17 protein-coding genes and 1 pseudogene are annotated in these 15676 nt (G+C 58.2%); 11 read left to right on the top strand and 7 right to left on the bottom strand.

Annotated elements, in window-relative coordinates; translation table 11 throughout:
• Positions 1 to 247: 247 nt before the first annotated feature.
• Positions 248 to 766, bottom strand: coding sequence for a GNAT family N-acetyltransferase (locus MHZ97_RS18140; RefSeq protein ID WP_239315322.1), 519 nt, complete (start codon positions 764 to 766; stop codon positions 248 to 250).
• An 88-nt stretch (positions 767 to 854) separates the two neighbouring features.
• Entirely contained in the window at positions 855 to 1400 is a 546-nt protein-coding gene (locus MHZ97_RS18135; RefSeq protein ID WP_375337775.1) for a helix-turn-helix domain-containing protein, read from the bottom strand.
• 102 nt (positions 1401 to 1502) lie between these two features.
• Between MHZ97_RS18135 and MHZ97_RS18130 the strand changes: the two genes are divergently transcribed.
• Both MHZ97_RS18130 and MHZ97_RS18125 read left to right on the top strand, forming a co-directional pair.
• The gene (locus MHZ97_RS18130) at positions 1503 to 2168 is read left to right on the top strand and encodes an AzlC family ABC transporter permease (RefSeq protein WP_103796997.1); all 666 of its coding nucleotides are present in this window, start codon (positions 1503 to 1505) and stop codon (positions 2166 to 2168) included.
• A complete protein-coding gene (locus tag MHZ97_RS18125; protein WP_103796998.1) occupies positions 2165 to 2488 on the top strand; it encodes an AzlD domain-containing protein in 324 nt (107 codons plus the stop codon). Before MHZ97_RS18130 ends, MHZ97_RS18125 begins: the two co-directional genes overlap by 4 nt.
• On the opposite strand, the gene MHZ97_RS18120 is transcribed toward MHZ97_RS18125, so the two are convergent.
• The 3 genes from MHZ97_RS18120 to MHZ97_RS18110 all read right to left on the bottom strand — a co-directional run bounded on the left by MHZ97_RS18120 (position 2470) and on the right by MHZ97_RS18110 (position 5012).
• Positions 2470 to 3015 carry a GNAT family N-acetyltransferase gene (locus tag MHZ97_RS18120; RefSeq protein WP_239315321.1) on the bottom strand — a complete coding sequence of 182 codons (546 nt, stop codon included), beginning with the start codon at positions 3013 to 3015 and terminating at the stop codon, positions 2470 to 2472. The genes MHZ97_RS18125 and MHZ97_RS18120 overlap by 19 nt on opposite strands.
• 80 nt (positions 3016 to 3095) lie before the next feature.
• Positions 3096 to 4040: a glycosyltransferase family 32 protein gene (locus tag MHZ97_RS18115; protein WP_239315320.1), complete on the bottom strand. Its 945-nt coding sequence runs from the start codon at positions 4038 to 4040 to the stop codon at positions 3096 to 3098.
• Between the two features lie 18 nt (positions 4041 to 4058).
• Positions 4059 to 5012: a glycosyltransferase family 32 protein gene (locus tag MHZ97_RS18110; RefSeq protein ID WP_255729656.1), complete on the bottom strand. Its 954-nt coding sequence runs from the start codon at positions 5010 to 5012 to the stop codon at positions 4059 to 4061.
• 287 nt (positions 5013 to 5299) lie between these two features.
• Between MHZ97_RS18110 and MHZ97_RS18105 the strand changes: the two genes are divergently transcribed.
• From MHZ97_RS18105 to MHZ97_RS18075, 7 genes are all read left to right on the top strand, one after another.
• Complete coding sequence (locus MHZ97_RS18105) at positions 5300 to 6196, top strand: alpha/beta hydrolase (protein WP_239315318.1); 897 nt, start codon at positions 5300 to 5302, stop codon at positions 6194 to 6196.
• 471 nt (positions 6197 to 6667) lie between these two features.
• A complete protein-coding gene (locus tag MHZ97_RS18100; RefSeq protein WP_239315317.1) occupies positions 6668 to 9379 on the top strand; it encodes a cation-transporting P-type ATPase in 2712 nt (903 codons plus the stop codon).
• A 307-nt stretch (positions 9380 to 9686) separates the two neighbouring features.
• The gene (locus MHZ97_RS18095) at positions 9687 to 10886 is read left to right on the top strand and encodes a M20 family metallopeptidase (RefSeq protein ID WP_239315316.1); all 1200 of its coding nucleotides are present in this window, start codon (positions 9687 to 9689) and stop codon (positions 10884 to 10886) included.
• Between the two features lie 10 nt (positions 10887 to 10896).
• Positions 10897 to 11745 carry a transporter substrate-binding domain-containing protein gene (locus MHZ97_RS18090; RefSeq protein WP_239315315.1) on the top strand — a complete coding sequence of 283 codons (849 nt, stop codon included), beginning with the start codon at positions 10897 to 10899 and terminating at the stop codon, positions 11743 to 11745.
• Between the two features lie 6 nt (positions 11746 to 11751).
• A complete protein-coding gene (locus MHZ97_RS18085) occupies positions 11752 to 12477 on the top strand; it encodes an ABC transporter permease (protein ID WP_103797004.1) in 726 nt (241 codons plus the stop codon).
• Between the two features lie 9 nt (positions 12478 to 12486).
• On the top strand, positions 12487 to 13170 hold the full coding sequence (locus MHZ97_RS18080) for an ABC transporter permease (protein ID WP_239315314.1): 684 nt from the start codon (positions 12487 to 12489) through the stop codon (positions 13168 to 13170).
• Positions 13170 to 13949 carry an ABC transporter ATP-binding protein gene (locus MHZ97_RS18075; RefSeq protein WP_239315313.1) on the top strand — a complete coding sequence of 260 codons (780 nt, stop codon included), beginning with the start codon at positions 13170 to 13172 and terminating at the stop codon, positions 13947 to 13949. The genes MHZ97_RS18080 and MHZ97_RS18075 overlap by 1 nt, the downstream gene beginning before the upstream one ends.
• A gap of 12 nt (positions 13950 to 13961) precedes the next feature.
• On the opposite strand, the gene MHZ97_RS18070 is transcribed toward MHZ97_RS18075, so the two are convergent.
• Both MHZ97_RS18070 and MHZ97_RS18065 read right to left on the bottom strand, forming a co-directional pair.
• Positions 13962 to 14375: an ASCH domain-containing protein gene (locus MHZ97_RS18070; RefSeq protein WP_103797066.1), complete on the bottom strand. Its 414-nt coding sequence runs from the start codon at positions 14373 to 14375 to the stop codon at positions 13962 to 13964.
• 4 nt (positions 14376 to 14379) lie between these two features.
• On the bottom strand, positions 14380 to 14667 hold the full coding sequence (locus tag MHZ97_RS18065; protein WP_308544715.1) for a hypothetical protein: 288 nt from the start codon (positions 14665 to 14667) through the stop codon (positions 14380 to 14382).
• 668 nt (positions 14668 to 15335) lie between these two features.
• Here MHZ97_RS18065 and MHZ97_RS18060 point away from each other — a divergent pair.
• A pseudogene (locus tag MHZ97_RS18060) lies at positions 15336 to 15557 on the top strand (phenolic acid decarboxylase); the annotation flags it as partial.
• Between the two features lie 31 nt (positions 15558 to 15588).
• Positions 15589 to 15676: hypothetical protein (locus MHZ97_RS18055; protein WP_239313698.1), on the top strand; the 88-nt coding region annotated here is incomplete at its 3' end.

Raw genomic sequence — 15676 nt, 5'->3', positions numbered from 1 at the left:
TCTTTTTACCTGCCTGAACGGACTAATATAGTCTTCGGCTGGAAGAGGTAAATCTGACCGTTTGCTTCTGTTCAGCATTTATTTAAGCAGAAGCCGGGCGATAAAGATGCGGGGGAAAATTAAACCGCAAGCGGAGGATGGCAGGCCGTGATTAAGGTTAACTGGCGCCCGTCTTTATTTACGAAAAGAGGGGTATTCAGGACTGAATAGCAGGCGGCGCAGGCTGTGACGGCTGCGCCGATCGGGATTACTCCGGCGAGGTGGCATCGCCCTCGCCAAGCTCGCGCTGCATCAGATGGGTATCCAGCCAGCTGCCATGCTTAAATCCTACCGCTTTCAGCACGCTGGTGGCGCGAAAGCCGAGCGCGCGGTGCAGGCCAATCGACGCCTGGTTGCTGTTGCCTGCGATCACGGCAACGATCTGGCGAAAGCCCCGCGCTTCAGCAAGACGGATGGCCTCGGTAAGCAGCGCGCGGCCTGCGCCGCGGCCGGTATGTTCAGGATCGAGATAGATCGAATCTTCCAGCGTAAAGCGATAGGCGTATCGCGGCCGATAGGGGGCAAGATAGCAGTAGCCGATCACGCTCTCCTCCTCCAGCGCCACCAGCCAGATCCCGCCTTTCTCCAGCAGCGCGTTCAGCCGGTTCTGCATCTCCTCAATGCCTGGGGGCTCGGTTTCAAAGGTGGCGCTGCCGTGCAGAACATGCCAGGCGTAAATATGCTGAATTGCAGGTATATGAGCGGCTGTGGCGGGAAGAATGTGCATAACGTCCTCGGTATCGACCTTGATAAGGTCATACTACACCTGCAATTTCCCACCGGCAGCAGAAAGAGCCACAGGAAAAAGTGATGGCTCAGCTGTGCTCCATCACCAGTACCGCCAGCGTATCCGGCTCCAGCGCGCGAAAGAGATGTTCCTCGTCGCCTGCGTAACTGATGTAGTCGCCGGGGTGCAGCTCAACGGGTGAGGCTTTCGGGCCCACCAGGGCGCGCCCCTGCGTCACGATAATATGCTCGATGGTGCCGGGCGAGTGGGGCAGCGAGCAGCGTTCGCTGCCGGGCTGCGTATTCAGCAGGTAAATATCGCGCCGGGCGCCGGGCGGACAGGTTGCCAGCAGCACCGCCTGATAGTCCGCCAGCTCTGCGGTTACGGTCGGGCCTTCGCCGCGTCGGATTATCTGCATGCGCTTCTCTTCCGGCTCCATCAGGCGTGAAAAAGGAATATTCAGCGCGACGCACAGCGCCCACAGCGTTTCAATGCCGGGATTGCCGTTGCCAGATTCCAGCTGCGACAGGGTCGACTTTGCGATACCCGCGCGGCGGGCGACTTCAGCCAGCGAAAGGCCGGCGCGCTGGCGTTCACGCACCAGGCCATTGGCAATAATTGTGATCGGGGTCACGTTCACTCCTGTTTTCTAAAACGAACGAATCGTTCGTATTGTAAAACGATTCGGCTGCGTTCATTATAATAGATATTTCGTTCGTTATAAGAAGGATTTGTTATGCCAGAGCATCGCATTCCCTTAAGCCGGGAGGTGGTTAAAGCCATTTTTCTGGTCTGTCTCGCTGACGGGATCGTCGGCTTGTCCTACGGATCGCTGGCCATTGCCGACGGTTTTTCGATTTGGGTGCCTGTGGCGCTCTCGACGCTGGTGCTGGCCGGCGCGTCAGAATTTCTGTTTATTGGCATCGTGGCGGGTGGCGGCAGTCCGCTCACCGCGGCGCTGGCTGGCCTGCTGGTGAATGCGCGCCACCTGCCGTTTGGCATCGCGGTAAAAGATCTGGTGGGGAGTGGGGCGCGCGGCCTGTTCGGCTGTCATATCATGAACGATGAAAGCGTGGTGTTCGGCATTTCCCAGTCGACGCTGGCGCAGCGTCGCGCTGCCTTCTGGCTTTGCGGCATCGGAATCGGGCTTATCTGGCCGCTGACGGTTATTACCGGCGCGGCTATCGGCCAGTTTATTCCCGACGTTTCCGCTATCGGCCTTGACGCGGTATTTCCCGCTATTTTGATCGCGCTGATATTCCCGGCGCTGCGCCAGCGCCGTACGCTGATCCCGGCGTCCGGCGGCGCGCTGCTGTCGATTCTGGCGACGCCTTTCGTTCCGGCTGGCATGCCGGTGCTCTTTTCCCTGCTGGGATTACTGTCGTGGAGGATGCGTAAATGAGTCATCAGGCGCTGATCGTTGCGGGTATCGCGCTGCTGGCATCGGGCACCTATCTGATGCGGCTGGCGGGCGTGAAGCTGGGCAACCGACTGCCCATCACGGAGCGAACGCAAACTATGCTGTCGGACGCGGCGACTATCCTGCTGCTGGCGGTCGCCTCCACCAGCACGCTGTTTGAAGGCCAGCATTTTGCCGGTATGGCGCGGGTGCTGGGCGTCGCTTTTGCTATTTTTCTCGCCTGGCGTAAGGCACCGCTGATTGCAGTGATCATCGGCGCGGCCGTGATGACCGCCGCGCTGCGCTACTGCGGCGTGCCCTGAGCGGCGCGCCACTGCGCGCGCGTTATGGCAAAGGTCAGGCTGGCGGGCGCGTCGGGCACATCATAAACGTGCCCGTTCACCGTAAATCCCGCCTTCTCCAGTACGCGCTGCGAGGCGAGATGATTTGCCCGCACCGCGGCGTCAATAACCTGCAGCCCGCACTCCTCAAAGCCATAGCGCACCATGGCGCGCGCAAACTCGGTAGCCAGGCCCTGTCCCCAGGCGTGGGTCGCCAGCCGATACCCCAGATTATTTACCGGCCTGCCGCCGAACTCGCGCAGGGTCAAACCGCCAAAGCCGAGGATGGCATGCGGCGCATCGCGCTGCGTCAGTGCCATATTGCCAAAGCCGTGCTGCTGCCAGTGCGCAATCCAGCGATCCAGCAGATGCTGCGCCTCATCCAGATTTGCCAGCGGCCCGGCGGGGTTAAAGGAATTGGTGGCGGGATCGCCATAGATACGCATCAGCGTCTCCCTGTCCTGCGCGACAACGGGACGCATCGCTAAACGTTCGGAAATCAGTTGCATATTCAGCTCCCTCGGCGGCGATGACCGGCGGCCATCCGCCGCCAGCATAACCTGTTTTCATCCCTGAATAACGCGCTGCGTTAAGGCGCGCTCTGTGACAGCAGCTTGCCCATCACGCTGTCGCGCTCCAGAATGTTCAGCCTGCGCACCAGCGGCAGAAAGCGGCGATCGTCATTGGTAAGCTTAATCAGTTTGGGATGGGTGGCCGGTTCGCGCACGCAGAGTAAAAACAGCGACATCTTCAGGCTGTCCCACTGGAACACATCCTGATAAAAGAAGGCGGAGCTTTCGCACTTTTTCAGATAGCAGCTAAAGCCTGGCTGCTCGCGCATAACGATCTGGCAAAGGAAATTAATAATAATATAGCTGCCGCGGTTGATGCCCTGGCGGATCTGCGCAAAGTCGCTGCGCTGGGCGATCTGCGCGTAGTAGTCGTCAATACCGATCTGCGTAAGCGGCATAATCAGCTCCAGCCAGCGGGCGATAAACGCATTGTTTGGCGGCGAGGCGAGGAACCAGGCTTCCACCACCGGAAAGTCTTTATCCACCGTGGTGCCGTCGCTGTAGTAGCCGACGATATCGTAACCGCTGCGCTGGTGAACCCAGGCGAAATCCTGATAGACCAGCGTCGAGCTGTCGACCCAGATGCCGCCGTAGCTTTTCAGCAGGGCGAGACGGATAACGTCCCCTTTGTGCGACATACCTGTCTGGGCGTAATCAAAGCGCAGCCACGGCAAAAACTCCCTCACCGACTCGCGGTTCAGCAGGTGGACATGATGGTCCGGGTTCATCTGCTTTATTTTTTGACAGAACGCCTGAATAAAATCGGGCGGCGTCAGATCGTCCCAGTACATCCAGATCACTTTTGGAATAGCGGGCGCGGCGGCACGCTGACCAATATCCTTCACATCATTGTCCTGCGCCTCGGAATAGGCCAGATCGGGAAAGCGAAAAAGGCGCAGCTTATATAAAACATAAAGCAGGAGAAATTTTGCCGTTCTGAGATGTCGTTTCAGCTTTTGCATTTTTGCTCCGCCTGTTATTTAAGGACGCTGTTGTTCAAGCATTAATTTTCCCAGAATGCTTTCGGCTTGGAGGATGCGCAGCTTACGGGCCAGCGGTAAAAACTGGCGGTCGCTGTTGGTCAGCTTAATTAACGTCGGATGAGAGGTCGGCTGGCGCGTGCAGAGTAAAAACAGCGACATCTTCAGACAGTTCCACTTAAAGACATTCTGATAATAAAAAGCGGAGGTTTCGCACTTTTTCAGGTAGAGGTTGACGCTGTCCGCTTCGCGCATGGCTATCTGGCAGAGATAGTTGGTGGTTAAATAGCTGCCGCGCGGGATGCCCTGTTTAATGCGTTCGAAATCGGGACGATCTTTAATGCGACGATAGTAATCGTCGACGCTGATTTTGGTCAGCGGCATAATCAGTTCCAGCCAGCGGCTGACGAAGCCGTTTTCCGGCGGCGCGCACATAAACCAGGTTTCGATCACCGGAAAACGCGCATCCTGGGTGTTGGCGTCGCTGTAATAGCCCACCATGTCATAGCCGTTGCGTTCATGCACCCAGCTGAAATCCTGATAAACCAGCGTCGAGCAGTCGACCCAGATGCCGCCGTAGCGCTTGAGCAGGGCAAGGCGGATCACGTCGCTTTTATGCGCCAGGCCGATACCCTGATAATCAAAATTCAGCGTTGGAAGATATTTTCTCAGGCTGTTGCGGTCGAGCAGAATAATTTCATGCGCCTGGTTAATCGTCTTCATTTTTTTATGGAAGGCCATGATATGGTCAGGTGGGTTTGGGCTATCCCAGTACATCCAGATCACTTTTGGGATAGCGCTTTTTTCGCCGTCGTGTCTGGTGAGAATATCTAATGCCTCATTTTCATCGCGATCTGAATAGGCGAGGTCGCTGAATTTGAATAATCTCAGTCGAAACAGGGCGTACAGACATAAAAAGCGTACAACCCTTATCGGGTATTTAAGGCGATCCATTTCACAACCTCTGTTTAATGGCTTTGCTGGTGTTGGTTGAAAGGGACACCGGCGCGCGCTTACTGACAATCGGCCGGTATCAAAATAAAAAAAAGTCTGGTTGAATGCTGAAATTTAACGATCTGTGATGTCGGTTCGCAATCCCCGCCCCGCTAATTCAGAGTTTAGCTAGCGGCTCAGATAAGCAGCCATAAAGCAACCTGGTGTGCTTTGTTGAGAAAGCTTCTCATTATCGCAGCTGATTTGTTAGGATGGCGCAACTGTTTGTCAGGTCAGGAAGCCTTTTCATGCATCACCCACTGAAGATTTTCTCCGCGGTGCTGCTGGCGATCGGCGTTATCTTAACGCCCGCGACGCTGGCGCACGCCAGACCGAGCATGGAGCCGCTGGGCGATAACGTGGCCGATCGCGGCTCGGCGTTTTATCGCTTTAGCACGCGGACCTTTATCTCTGCCGACGGGCTGCGTCGCTATAAAGTGTGGCTCGGCGTGCCGAAGCAGGCGGCGCCGTCAGCGGGCTTCCCGGTGCTCTATCTGCTGGACGGCAACGCCGCGATGGCGCGCCTCAGCGAAAATCGCCTGAAGCAGTTGGCGGACAAGCGGCCGCCGATGCTGGTGGCGGTAGGATATGATACCCGCCTGCCGTTCGACGTTGAGGCGCGCGCGCTGGACTATACGCCGCCCGGCGGAGAGCAGGGCGATGCGCGGCACGAACGCTATCGCGGCGGCGGAAGCCACGCGTTTCGCGAGCTGCTGCAAAAGCAGATTGCGCCCTGGGCGGAGAGACAGGCAAAAAGCGATCCGCAGCGTCGGGCGCTGTGGGGCCACTCTTACGGCGGGCTGTTTGTGCTGGATAGCCTCTACAGCGGCGCGGGCTTTACGCACTATTTCAGCGCGGCGCCGTCGCTGGGCTGGCGTCATCAGCGCATCGTCGAGCTGGCGCAACAGGCATCGCCGCAGGCGCTGAGAGGTAAACGGCTCTACCTGATCGAAGGTGACGGGCGCAGCGATCGCCATGAAGAGAAGCGTGCGGCGCAGATCAACGACGCCGACCGTCTGCTGATCGCCACGCTGCGCGACAAGGGCCTCAGGCTGGATGAAATTCGCTATCCGGGTCAGACCCATGGCGAGCTGCTGCCCTCATCGCTGGAGAGGACGCTGAATATCGTCTCCGGCGCGGAGTAACGCGGCAGCGATATGTAGCACAGGCGCAGCTCGGCAACGACATATCACACTATTTTTATACCGTTGTTTAGCTGCTGTTTAATTTATTACAAAGACGCTTTCCGCCGCGTTTAAATAGCCGGTAAAAAGAGGTTATTTTAGCGACAAATAATCGCATCTGCGAAATAAACAGCCTGGCTTACAGGAAATTAGCGACCACATAATAAGTCAGCCACCCCACGGCGCTGGTGGCAGCAACAGCGAAAAGAACAAATACTAAGACCTTGATTTTTATATTATTTACCAAGATGGTTGCTCACTATAATCAGATTGAAACTAACAGGGTTGCGGAATTATTTAGGCAATAGTTTTACTGAATTAAAACCACAAAAATATGACCTGAGTCATTATCACTCTATTTAAGCTGACGCACTATGCTGGCCCATTAATTTAACTGCGATTCTGTCGCCGGTTGCCTGTACGGAGTGAGAAATGAATAACGACCGCAAGAGAGTGCAAAATGCCGCTTTAAAAGCGCGGCCGTGGTATCAGTATCAAAGCGAAGCCGTTTTCGCCGAGCTTGAAAGCTCCCCGCAGGGGTTATCTGCTGACGAGGCGCAGGCGCGGCTGGCAGACATCGGCCCCAACACGCTGCCGCAAAAGAAACCCCAGCCGGCCTGGCTGAAGTTTTTGGCCCACTTCAACGATATGCTGATCTATATCCTGCTGGCGGCAGCAGTGATTACGGCGATCATGGGCCACTGGGTTGATACCTTTGTGATTCTCGGCGTTGCTGTCATTAACGCCTTTATCGGCTTTATTCAGGAAAGCAACGCCGAGAAGTCACTGAAGAGCATTCAAAATATGCTCTCCAGCGAAGCGGTGGTGGTGCGCGGCGGCGAAGTGATGACGGTGCCGGGCGAAACCCTTGTGCCTGGCGACGTGGTCATGCTGCGTCCCGGCGATCGTATTCCGGCGGATCTGCGCCTCTTCGACGTGCATAACCTGCGCGTGGAAGAGGCTATCCTGACCGGCGAATCGACCGTGGTGTCAAAAAGCAGCGCAGCGATTGCAGGGGAAAAAGCGCTGGGCGATCGGCTTAACCTCGCTTTTTCCGGCACCACCGTCAGTTCGGGCACCGCCTCTGGGGTGACGATCGCCACCGGCCGCGACACCGAGCTGGGTCATATCAACGATATGATGAGCGATATCGAAACCGCCAAAACGCCGCTGCTGCAGCAGATAGATAAGCTTGGCAAAGCGATCTTTGCGGCGATCCTGCTGATGATGGGCGGGCTGTTTGTGTTTGGTTTTCTGCTGCGCGACATTCCGCTGGCCTCGCTGGCGCTGTCGGTAATCAGTCTGGCGGTCGCGGCGGTGCCGGAAGGCCTGCCGGCGATTATCTCGATTATTCTCTCACTGGGCGTGCAGTCGATGGCGCGCAAACAGGCCATCATCCGCAAGCTGCCGACGGTAGAAACCCTGGGCGCAATGTCGGTGATCTGCTCCGATAAAACCGGCACGCTTACCATGAACGAGATGACGGTCAAGGCGGTGGTGCTGGCGGAAAGTCAGTGGCGCGTCAGCGGCGACAGCTACGAGCCGGTGGGCGAGATCCTCCCGGCAACGACGGAGAGCGGGCGGACGGCGGCGCAGGATCCGGTGATGGCGCGCTTTCTCACCGCTATTGATATCTGCAACGAAAGCCAGATCCAGCAGGATGCGACAGGGCGCTGGCGCATCGTTGGCGGGCCGACCGAGGGCGCGCTGAAAGTACTGGCGGCGAAAGGGGGGATAAAAGCGGGTCAGCAGCAGCTGGCCAGCAAGCTGCCCTTCGACTCGCTCTATAAATATATGGCGGTCAGCGGCGAAGCGGACGGCGAGGCCTGGGTGCTGATGACCGGCGCGCCAGACGTGCTGCTGTCGCTCTGCGCCCATCAGCAGAGCGCCAGTGGCGCACAGCCGCTGGATCGCGCTTACTGGGAGGCGGCAATTACCCGCTACGCCAGCGAAGGGCTTCGCACCGTGGCGGCGGCGTGGAAGCGCGTGCCGCATGCCCTCGACTCGCTGGATCATGCGGATCTGCGCGAGGAGATGGTGCTGCTGGGTCTCGCCTGCATGATGGATCCGCCGCGCCCTGAAGCGGTTGCGGCTATCGACGACTGCCAGCAGGCTGGCATCCGCGTCAAAATGATCACCGGCGATCATCAGGAAACGGCGATGGCGATAGGCAAAATGCTGGGCATCAGCAACAGCGATAACGCCCTGACGGGGCGCGATCTGGAGTATATGAGCGACAGCGAGCTTGCTCAGGCGGCGCGACAGTACGATATCTTCGCGCGCACCAGCCCGGAGCATAAGCTGCGTCTGGTGAAGGCGCTCTCTGCCAGCGGTGAAGTGGTTGGCATGACCGGCGACGGCGTCAACGACGCGCCGGCGCTTAAACAGGCGAGCGTTGGCATCGCAATGGGCATCAAAGGGACAGAGGTGACGAAAGAGGCCGCCGACATGATCCTGGCCGACGACAACTTCGCCACCATTGCCGCCGCGGTGAAAGAGGGGCGACGGGTCTACGATAACCTGATTAAAACCATTCTGTTTATTATGCCGACCTGCCTGGCGCAGGGGCTGCTGATTATTATTGCAATTCTGATGGGGAACCTGCTGCCGCTGACGCCGGTACAGATCCTGTGGATGAATATGGCAACCTCTGCCACGCTCTCATTTGGCCTGGCCTTTGAAGCGGCCGAGGCGAACGTGATGCGTCGGCCACCGCGCGACGTCAGCGCCTCCGTAATGGACGGCTATGCCGTCTGGCGCATGATCTTTGTTGGCCTGCTGATCTCCGTCAGCGCCTTTGTGCTTGAGGCCTGGCTGCAGACGCGCGGCTATGAGCCGGAATTCATCCGTACCGTGCTGCTGCAGACGCTGGTTACCGCGCAGTGGGTCTATATGCTGAACTGCCGCAGCGCCAGCCGCTTCTCGCTTGATAGCGGCATGCTGAAAAACCGCGGCATCTGGCTGGTGAGCGGTGTGCTGGTGCTGCTGCAGGCGCTGATTATCTATCTGCCGCTGATGAATACGCTGTTCGGTACCCGCCCGCTCCCGTTTAAATACTGGCTCATCGCCCTGGTTGTCGGTGCCGTGCTTTTTAGCATCGTCGAGCTGGAAAAATGGCTGACGCGTCGCTGGCGTCGCGCCTGATTACTTAAAAACGCCCTGCGAGCAGGGCGTTTTTTTTAGCGCCGGGGAGCGCTTTGTGCAATAACATAATTAGACGATGTGATTAACGAAGGCGGATTATTAATAATCTTGCTGATCCGCTGCATTCTCATGCGTATTAAAAGTCATGTTATTTAAGTGTATGATTCAAATGTTATTTTTATGTTTTTTCGCGCGTTGCTTTCTGCTTTCCTCTGTGAATAAATAAAGCCTGCAAACACAACAATATAGCCAGCGGCCCGATCCGCTGCGACTGTCGCCTCTTTTAAAGGCGTTCTGCAGGGAAAACATGACTGACGAAAAAGCACGGCTGGCCAGGGAAATAAGCGCCAGAGTGGCTGATATTGAGCCGCAACTTATCGCCATCCGGCGCGATATTCATGCCCGTCCCGAACTCGGCTTCGATACGCTGCGCACCGCGGAGATCGTCGCCAGCTGGCTGCGCGAACATGGCCTGGATCCCAAAACGGGCGTCGGCCGCACCGGCGTGCTGGTGGATATTGTCGGCGCACAGCCGGGCAAAACGCTGCTGCTGCGCGCGGATATGGACGCGCTGCCGATCCAGGAGCAGACCGGTCTGCCCTTTAGCAGCACCATCCCCGGCAAAATGCACGCCTGCGGACACGATCTCCATACCGCCACGCTGCTTGGCGTCGCCGCTATCCTGCCGCACTACCGTCAGCAGCTGAAAGGCAGGGTACGCCTTATCTTCCAGCCCGCTGAGGAAACCCCGGAAAGCGGGGCGGAAGCGATGATTGCCGACGGTGCCGCTGAGGGGGTCGACTGGGCCGTCACGCTGCACAACAAGCCTGAGCTGGCAGCAGGGGAGGTGGCGCTGACGCGCGGCGGCAGCACCGCATCGAGCGACGAGTTCGACGTGCGGGTGTATGGCGTCTCGACTCACGCCGCGCGGCCCCATATGGGCGTCGATCCCATCGTTGCCACGGCCTCGCTGATTGGCCAGCTGCAAACGCTGATCTCACGCGAGCGCGATCCGGCTCACTCTGCGGTGCTGACCATCGGCCATATTCAGGGCGGCGCCACGCATAACATCATTCCCGACAGCTGTTTGCTTCAGGGCACCATCCGCACCAAATCGCCGCAGGTGCGCGCCGATATGGAGAGTTCGTTCCGCCGCGTATGCGCAGGCGTCGCGCTGGCGATGAACGTGCGCGTCGAGGTGGACTATCAGCGCGGCGTGCCGCCGCTGATGAATGACGACCGGCTGATCGACGCGCTGGAGGGGATCCTTTCGCATCAGTTCGGCAAATCCATCCTCGCGAAACCGAGCGACAGCTTTGGCGCGGAAGATTTTTCACTGTTTACCGAGCGCGCGCCGGGCTGCCAGATCCATATCGGCTCCGCCACGCCGGGGCGCGACGACCACCTGCATAACTCCGACTATCAGCCCGATGAGCGCAGCATTGCCGCTGGCGCTCAGGCGCTGGTGCGCCTGTCGGTCGATCTGCTTTCTGACAATAATAACTGAGGATATCACTATGATGATGCGCAAAGGGCTGTTCGCAGCCACCCTGGCTCTGGGCCTGGCGGCCGTACCGGCGCTCAGCCTGGCAAAAGATTTCGGCACCCTGAAGTTCGCCACCGAAGGCAGCTATCCTCCGTTCAACCAGACCACGCCGAACGGCAAGATCGTCGGCTATGAGCCCGATATCGTGGCTGAGCTGGCGAAGCGCGTCGGCTTTAAATATGAAATCAGTGCCCAGAAGTGGTCAGGCATGATCCCTGGTCTGATTGACGGTAAATATGACGCCGTTATCGATGCGGTGACGGTTACGCCGAAGCGCGCCGAAGCTATCGACTTTACCCAGCAGTACACCGTCAGCGTCTCCAGCTTTGTCACGGCCAAAAACTCACCGCTGGCGACGCTACCCGGCAGCGGCAGCGTGGTCACCGCCGATGACGCCGCGGGCATGCAGAAAGCGATCGACGAGTTGAAAACCACCTTCAAGGGCAAAACTATCGCGGTGCAGGTCGCCACCATTCAGGCGGACTTCCTGCAAAAATATCTTGCGGACGTTGCCACCATCCGTACCTATCAGGCCGGCCCGGAAACCTACGCCGACCTGCTGAACGGCCGCGTGGACGCGGTAATGGCGTCGCGCACTAACCTTAACGCCTTTGTGAAAAAGCATGCGTCCGCCATCAGCAGCAGCGGCTACGGTTTTAGCGGCGGCGTGCTGGGGGCGGGATCGGCGATCGGCCTGCGCAAAGGCAACGCCGAGCTGAAGGCGGCGCTGGATGAGGCGCTCGCCGCGATGATCAAAGATGGCACGCTGAGCAAACTTTCCGTTAAATGGTTCGGCGAAGACGTCGCGCCGAAAGCCTGATAGCCGATGTTGACGCAAATCGACTGGCAGCTGATTGGCTTCGGCGACGAAGGCTGGGGCGGCGTGCTGCTGAGTGCCGCTACTGTAACGGTTACCGTTTCGCTCTGCGCCTGGCTGCTGGGGGCGGCGCTGGGCAGCCTGCTGTGCTGGATGCAGATTGCCGGTTCGCGCTGGCAGCAACGGCTGGCGTCGGGTTATATCACGGTGTTTCGCGGCGTGCCGGAGCTGCTGGTCATCTACCTGTTTTACTTCGGTGGACGCCAGGTGCTCTCCTCGGCTGGCACCGCGCTGGGCATGCAGGGGCCGTTTGATATTAACGGCTTTATCGCCGGCGCGATCGCCATTGGCCTGATCTCGGGCGCCTATCAGAGCGGCGTATTTCGCGGCGCCTTTTACGCCATTCCGCGCGGCACGCTGGAAGCGGCAACGGTGACGGGGATGGGGCGGATGATGCTGTTCCGCCGCATGATCGTCCCCCAGGCGCTGCGCACCGCGCTGCCGGGAATGGGCAACCAGTGGCAGTCGGTGATCAAAGAATCGGCGCTGGTCTCCGTGACCGGGCTGGTGGAAACCATGAATCAGATCACCATGGCCGCCAACTCTACGCAGATGTCTTTTTTCTTCTACAGCGTCGGCGCCGTGATCTATCTGATTATTACCACCTGCTCAGACTGGGTGTTTCGCGCGGTAGAGAAATTTGCCATGCGCGGCCAGCAGCGCGCCAACGTGTAAGGAAAGCCAATGGACCTCCCTTTTTTGCAGGAAACCCTGCTGGCGCTGCTCAAAGGCCTGCCGCTGACCGTTAATCTGGCCCTGCTGTCGCTGCTGGGCGGCGGCCTGCTGGCGCTGGGACTGAATCTGCTGCGGCAGACGCGCGTCGGCGCCTGGGTCGCCCGCTTCTACGTCTGGCTGTTTCGCGGTACGCCGCTGCTGATTCAAATTTTTATGATCTACTACGGGCTGGGCAGTTTGCCGGCGGTGCGTGAAAGCGTGCTGTGGCCGCTGCTGCGCGATCCCTACTGGTGCGGCTTGCTGGCACTGATCCTCAACGACGCAGCCTATACCTCAGAGATCCTGCGCGGCGGCCTCAATGCGGTAAGCCCTCAGTCGCTGGAGGCGGCGAAAGTCTGCGGGATGCCATCGCACAAGATTTTCACGCGCATTACGCTGCCGATCGCCATCCGCCAGGCGCTGCCCGCCTACAGCAACGAGATTATCTCAATGCTTAAATCTACCTCGCTGGTCAGTACCATCAGCCTGATGGAGATGACCGGTATCGCCGACTCTATCGTCTCCTCTACCTTTCGCGCGCTGGAGGTTTTCCTCAGCGCGGCGGCGATCTATCTGCTGCTCAGCATACTGGTGAGCAAAGGCGTCTCTCTGCTGGAGCGGCGCCTCTCCCCCTACTACTTTGGAGCGCGTTGATGACCCAACCCACCATCAAGCTGAGCCATCTCAGAAAAAGCTATGCGGGACATGAAGTGCTGCACGATATCAGCCTGACGGCGCAGGATGGCGATGTTATCTCGCTGATCGGCGCCAGCGGCTCGGGCAAAAGTACGCTGCTGCGCTGTATTCCCTTTCTGGAAGTACCGCAGGCGGGCGTCATCGCCGTGGGCGAGAACAGCGTCACGCTGGATAATCCTGACGAAAAGCTCAGCCGCGCGCAGCGTCAGCGCATCAAGCTGATGCGAATGCAGCTCGGCTTTGTGTTTCAGAGCTTTAACCTCTGGCCCCATAAGACGGTGATAGAGAACATCATCGAAGCGCCGGTGCAGGTGCAGAAGCGCAGCGTTAAAGAGGCGACGGAAGAGGCCGAGGCGCTGCTGCATAAAGTGGGTCTTTACGCGAAGCGCGACGCCTGGCCGTCCCAGCTGTCGGGCGGCCAGCAGCAGCGCGTGGCGATCGCGCGCGCGCTGGCGCAGCAGCCGAAGGCGATTCTGTTTGATGAGCCGACCTCGGCGCTCGATCCCGAACTGGTGGGCGAGGTGCTGCGCGTTATTCGCGGCCTGGCGGAGGAGGGCCGCACGATGATCATCGTCACGCACGAGATGGGCTTCGCGCGCGACGTGTCGAACAAAGCGGTGTTTCTGCATCAGGGCATAGTGGAAGAGGAGGGGCCGCCGGAGCAGCTCTTTCTCGATCCCATTTCGCCCCGCTGTCGTGCGTTTGTGAACAGCCACTTTCAGCGCAACGCGAGCTAACCGCCGTCAGATCTATACCACCTCGACCAGCTGGAAGGTTTCGAACACCAGTTCCATCTCGGGGTGAAAGGTGCCTTCGTTCTGGAAAAAGCGCTGATGCTCGCGGCGCCAGCTCTCCAGGCTGAGATCGTCCTCACCTTCCAGCATCGCCATCTCCGGCGTCACGCGGTCGAAGCGGGTCAGAAACAGGCCGGTGGTGCGGATAACGCAGCGCGGCTGACCCGCGCCGTCCAGGATAATGCTGTAGCCGCCAGGCTCAGGCTTCGATTCCTCATCCTGCCACATCTGCAGTGAGCCGCAGCTCGCCATTTTTTTACCGGCGATTACCAGCGTAACCAGACGGTCGGCCAGCTCGGCCGAGTCGCCGAACGCCCACGCGTTCGCCTCAGGGTACTTATCGATCAACTGCTCCAGAGAAACGGACATCAGATCACTCCCGATCGGGTGCGCCGCGGCTGCCGTTCGCGCGCGTAACGACGCACAAATGCAGGCTGGCCAGCGGCAAAGGTAAGGTAAACAGCTGCAGCCACAGCGGGGGATAAACCGCATCGACGCCGTGGTTCTGCAAACTGTTGTAGAGCTTAACCGGAATGGCCTGCGCTAAACAGGCAAAGATCATCGCGACGGCGAATTTGCCGATTGCGCGCCCAGACGCGCGCCACCGCAGTCGCCAGGTCTGGCGCGGCGAGCGGCAGCGACAGCAGCAAAACATCGCCACGGCGATGCGCCCTGGTAGTGCGCCAATAAAAAGGGCCAGTTATCAACCCGTTCAGCACCGGTATGCGCCAGCCGCGAACCCTGTATTTTCAGGTAAGAAGCAGCGTTAATAAAGGAGAGGCAGAGGGGCAACCAGGTAGTTAATTACGATCTCAGCCTGCACCTTCTGGTTTTTAACTTTTAACTGCCATAAGGTTCTTCATTAATTAATTAATGGGCCGGTAAGTGTCATCAATAGCGTCATGGTGTAACAGAAGATTTCTGTCTGGCTATATTTCGTAAAGCGCGATAGCGGGTAATCGCTTATTTTCTCGCTGGAGAAAAAGAAAAAATCCGGCGGGAAGCGCAAGCTCTGCCGCTATTTCCATCATCTTATAAATTCCTTTCAGCAGGAAATAATGGCCCTTCTTTGCAGTTTTATTCTGCGCCGCTTCACCTGCGTGGTGACTGCTCCACGGCATAAAAGGGTGACGTAAAGCCGTGCGCTCCCTCGGCAGCAGCCTCTCGCGGCCCCGGCGCTGAGCGATTTTTCATCGCCGCTAAGGTGGTGATTAACGGATACTCATCAATAATAAGTGAGACGGTAAAGGCTACCGTCTGGTGTCAAAAAGAGAATGTGGCGCTGCGCAACTGGTCAGCGCCCTCCTTACTGATAACATGAGGTAATCCATGACTATCGCTTCGCTTAACGAGTCATCCCGCGATCTTTCGCAGTTTGTCGGTACGCATTTTGTCTACACCTACGATAACGGCTGGAAGTATGAGTGGTACGCACGCAACGAAACCACCTGCGACTACCGCATCCATCAGGGGCTGGTGGGCGGCCGCTGGGTTACTCATCAGAAAATGAATGCCGTGCAGTTCGCACCCGGCATCTTCAAGGTGGACTGGGCTTTGTTGAATAAATCGAACTTTTGCTGAGTTGAAGGATCAGATCACGCATCCTCCCGACAACACAGACCGTTCCGTGGCAAAGCAAAAATTCAAAATCACCAACTGGCCCACCTACA

Source organism: Pantoea sp. ACRSC (genome assembly GCF_022346785.1).
In the GTDB taxonomy this organism is placed as follows: domain Bacteria; phylum Pseudomonadota; class Gammaproteobacteria; order Enterobacterales; family Enterobacteriaceae; genus Pantoea; species Pantoea alvi.
Note: the sequence above shows the minus strand (reverse complement) of the source record. Positions and strands in the feature narration are given on the sequence as shown.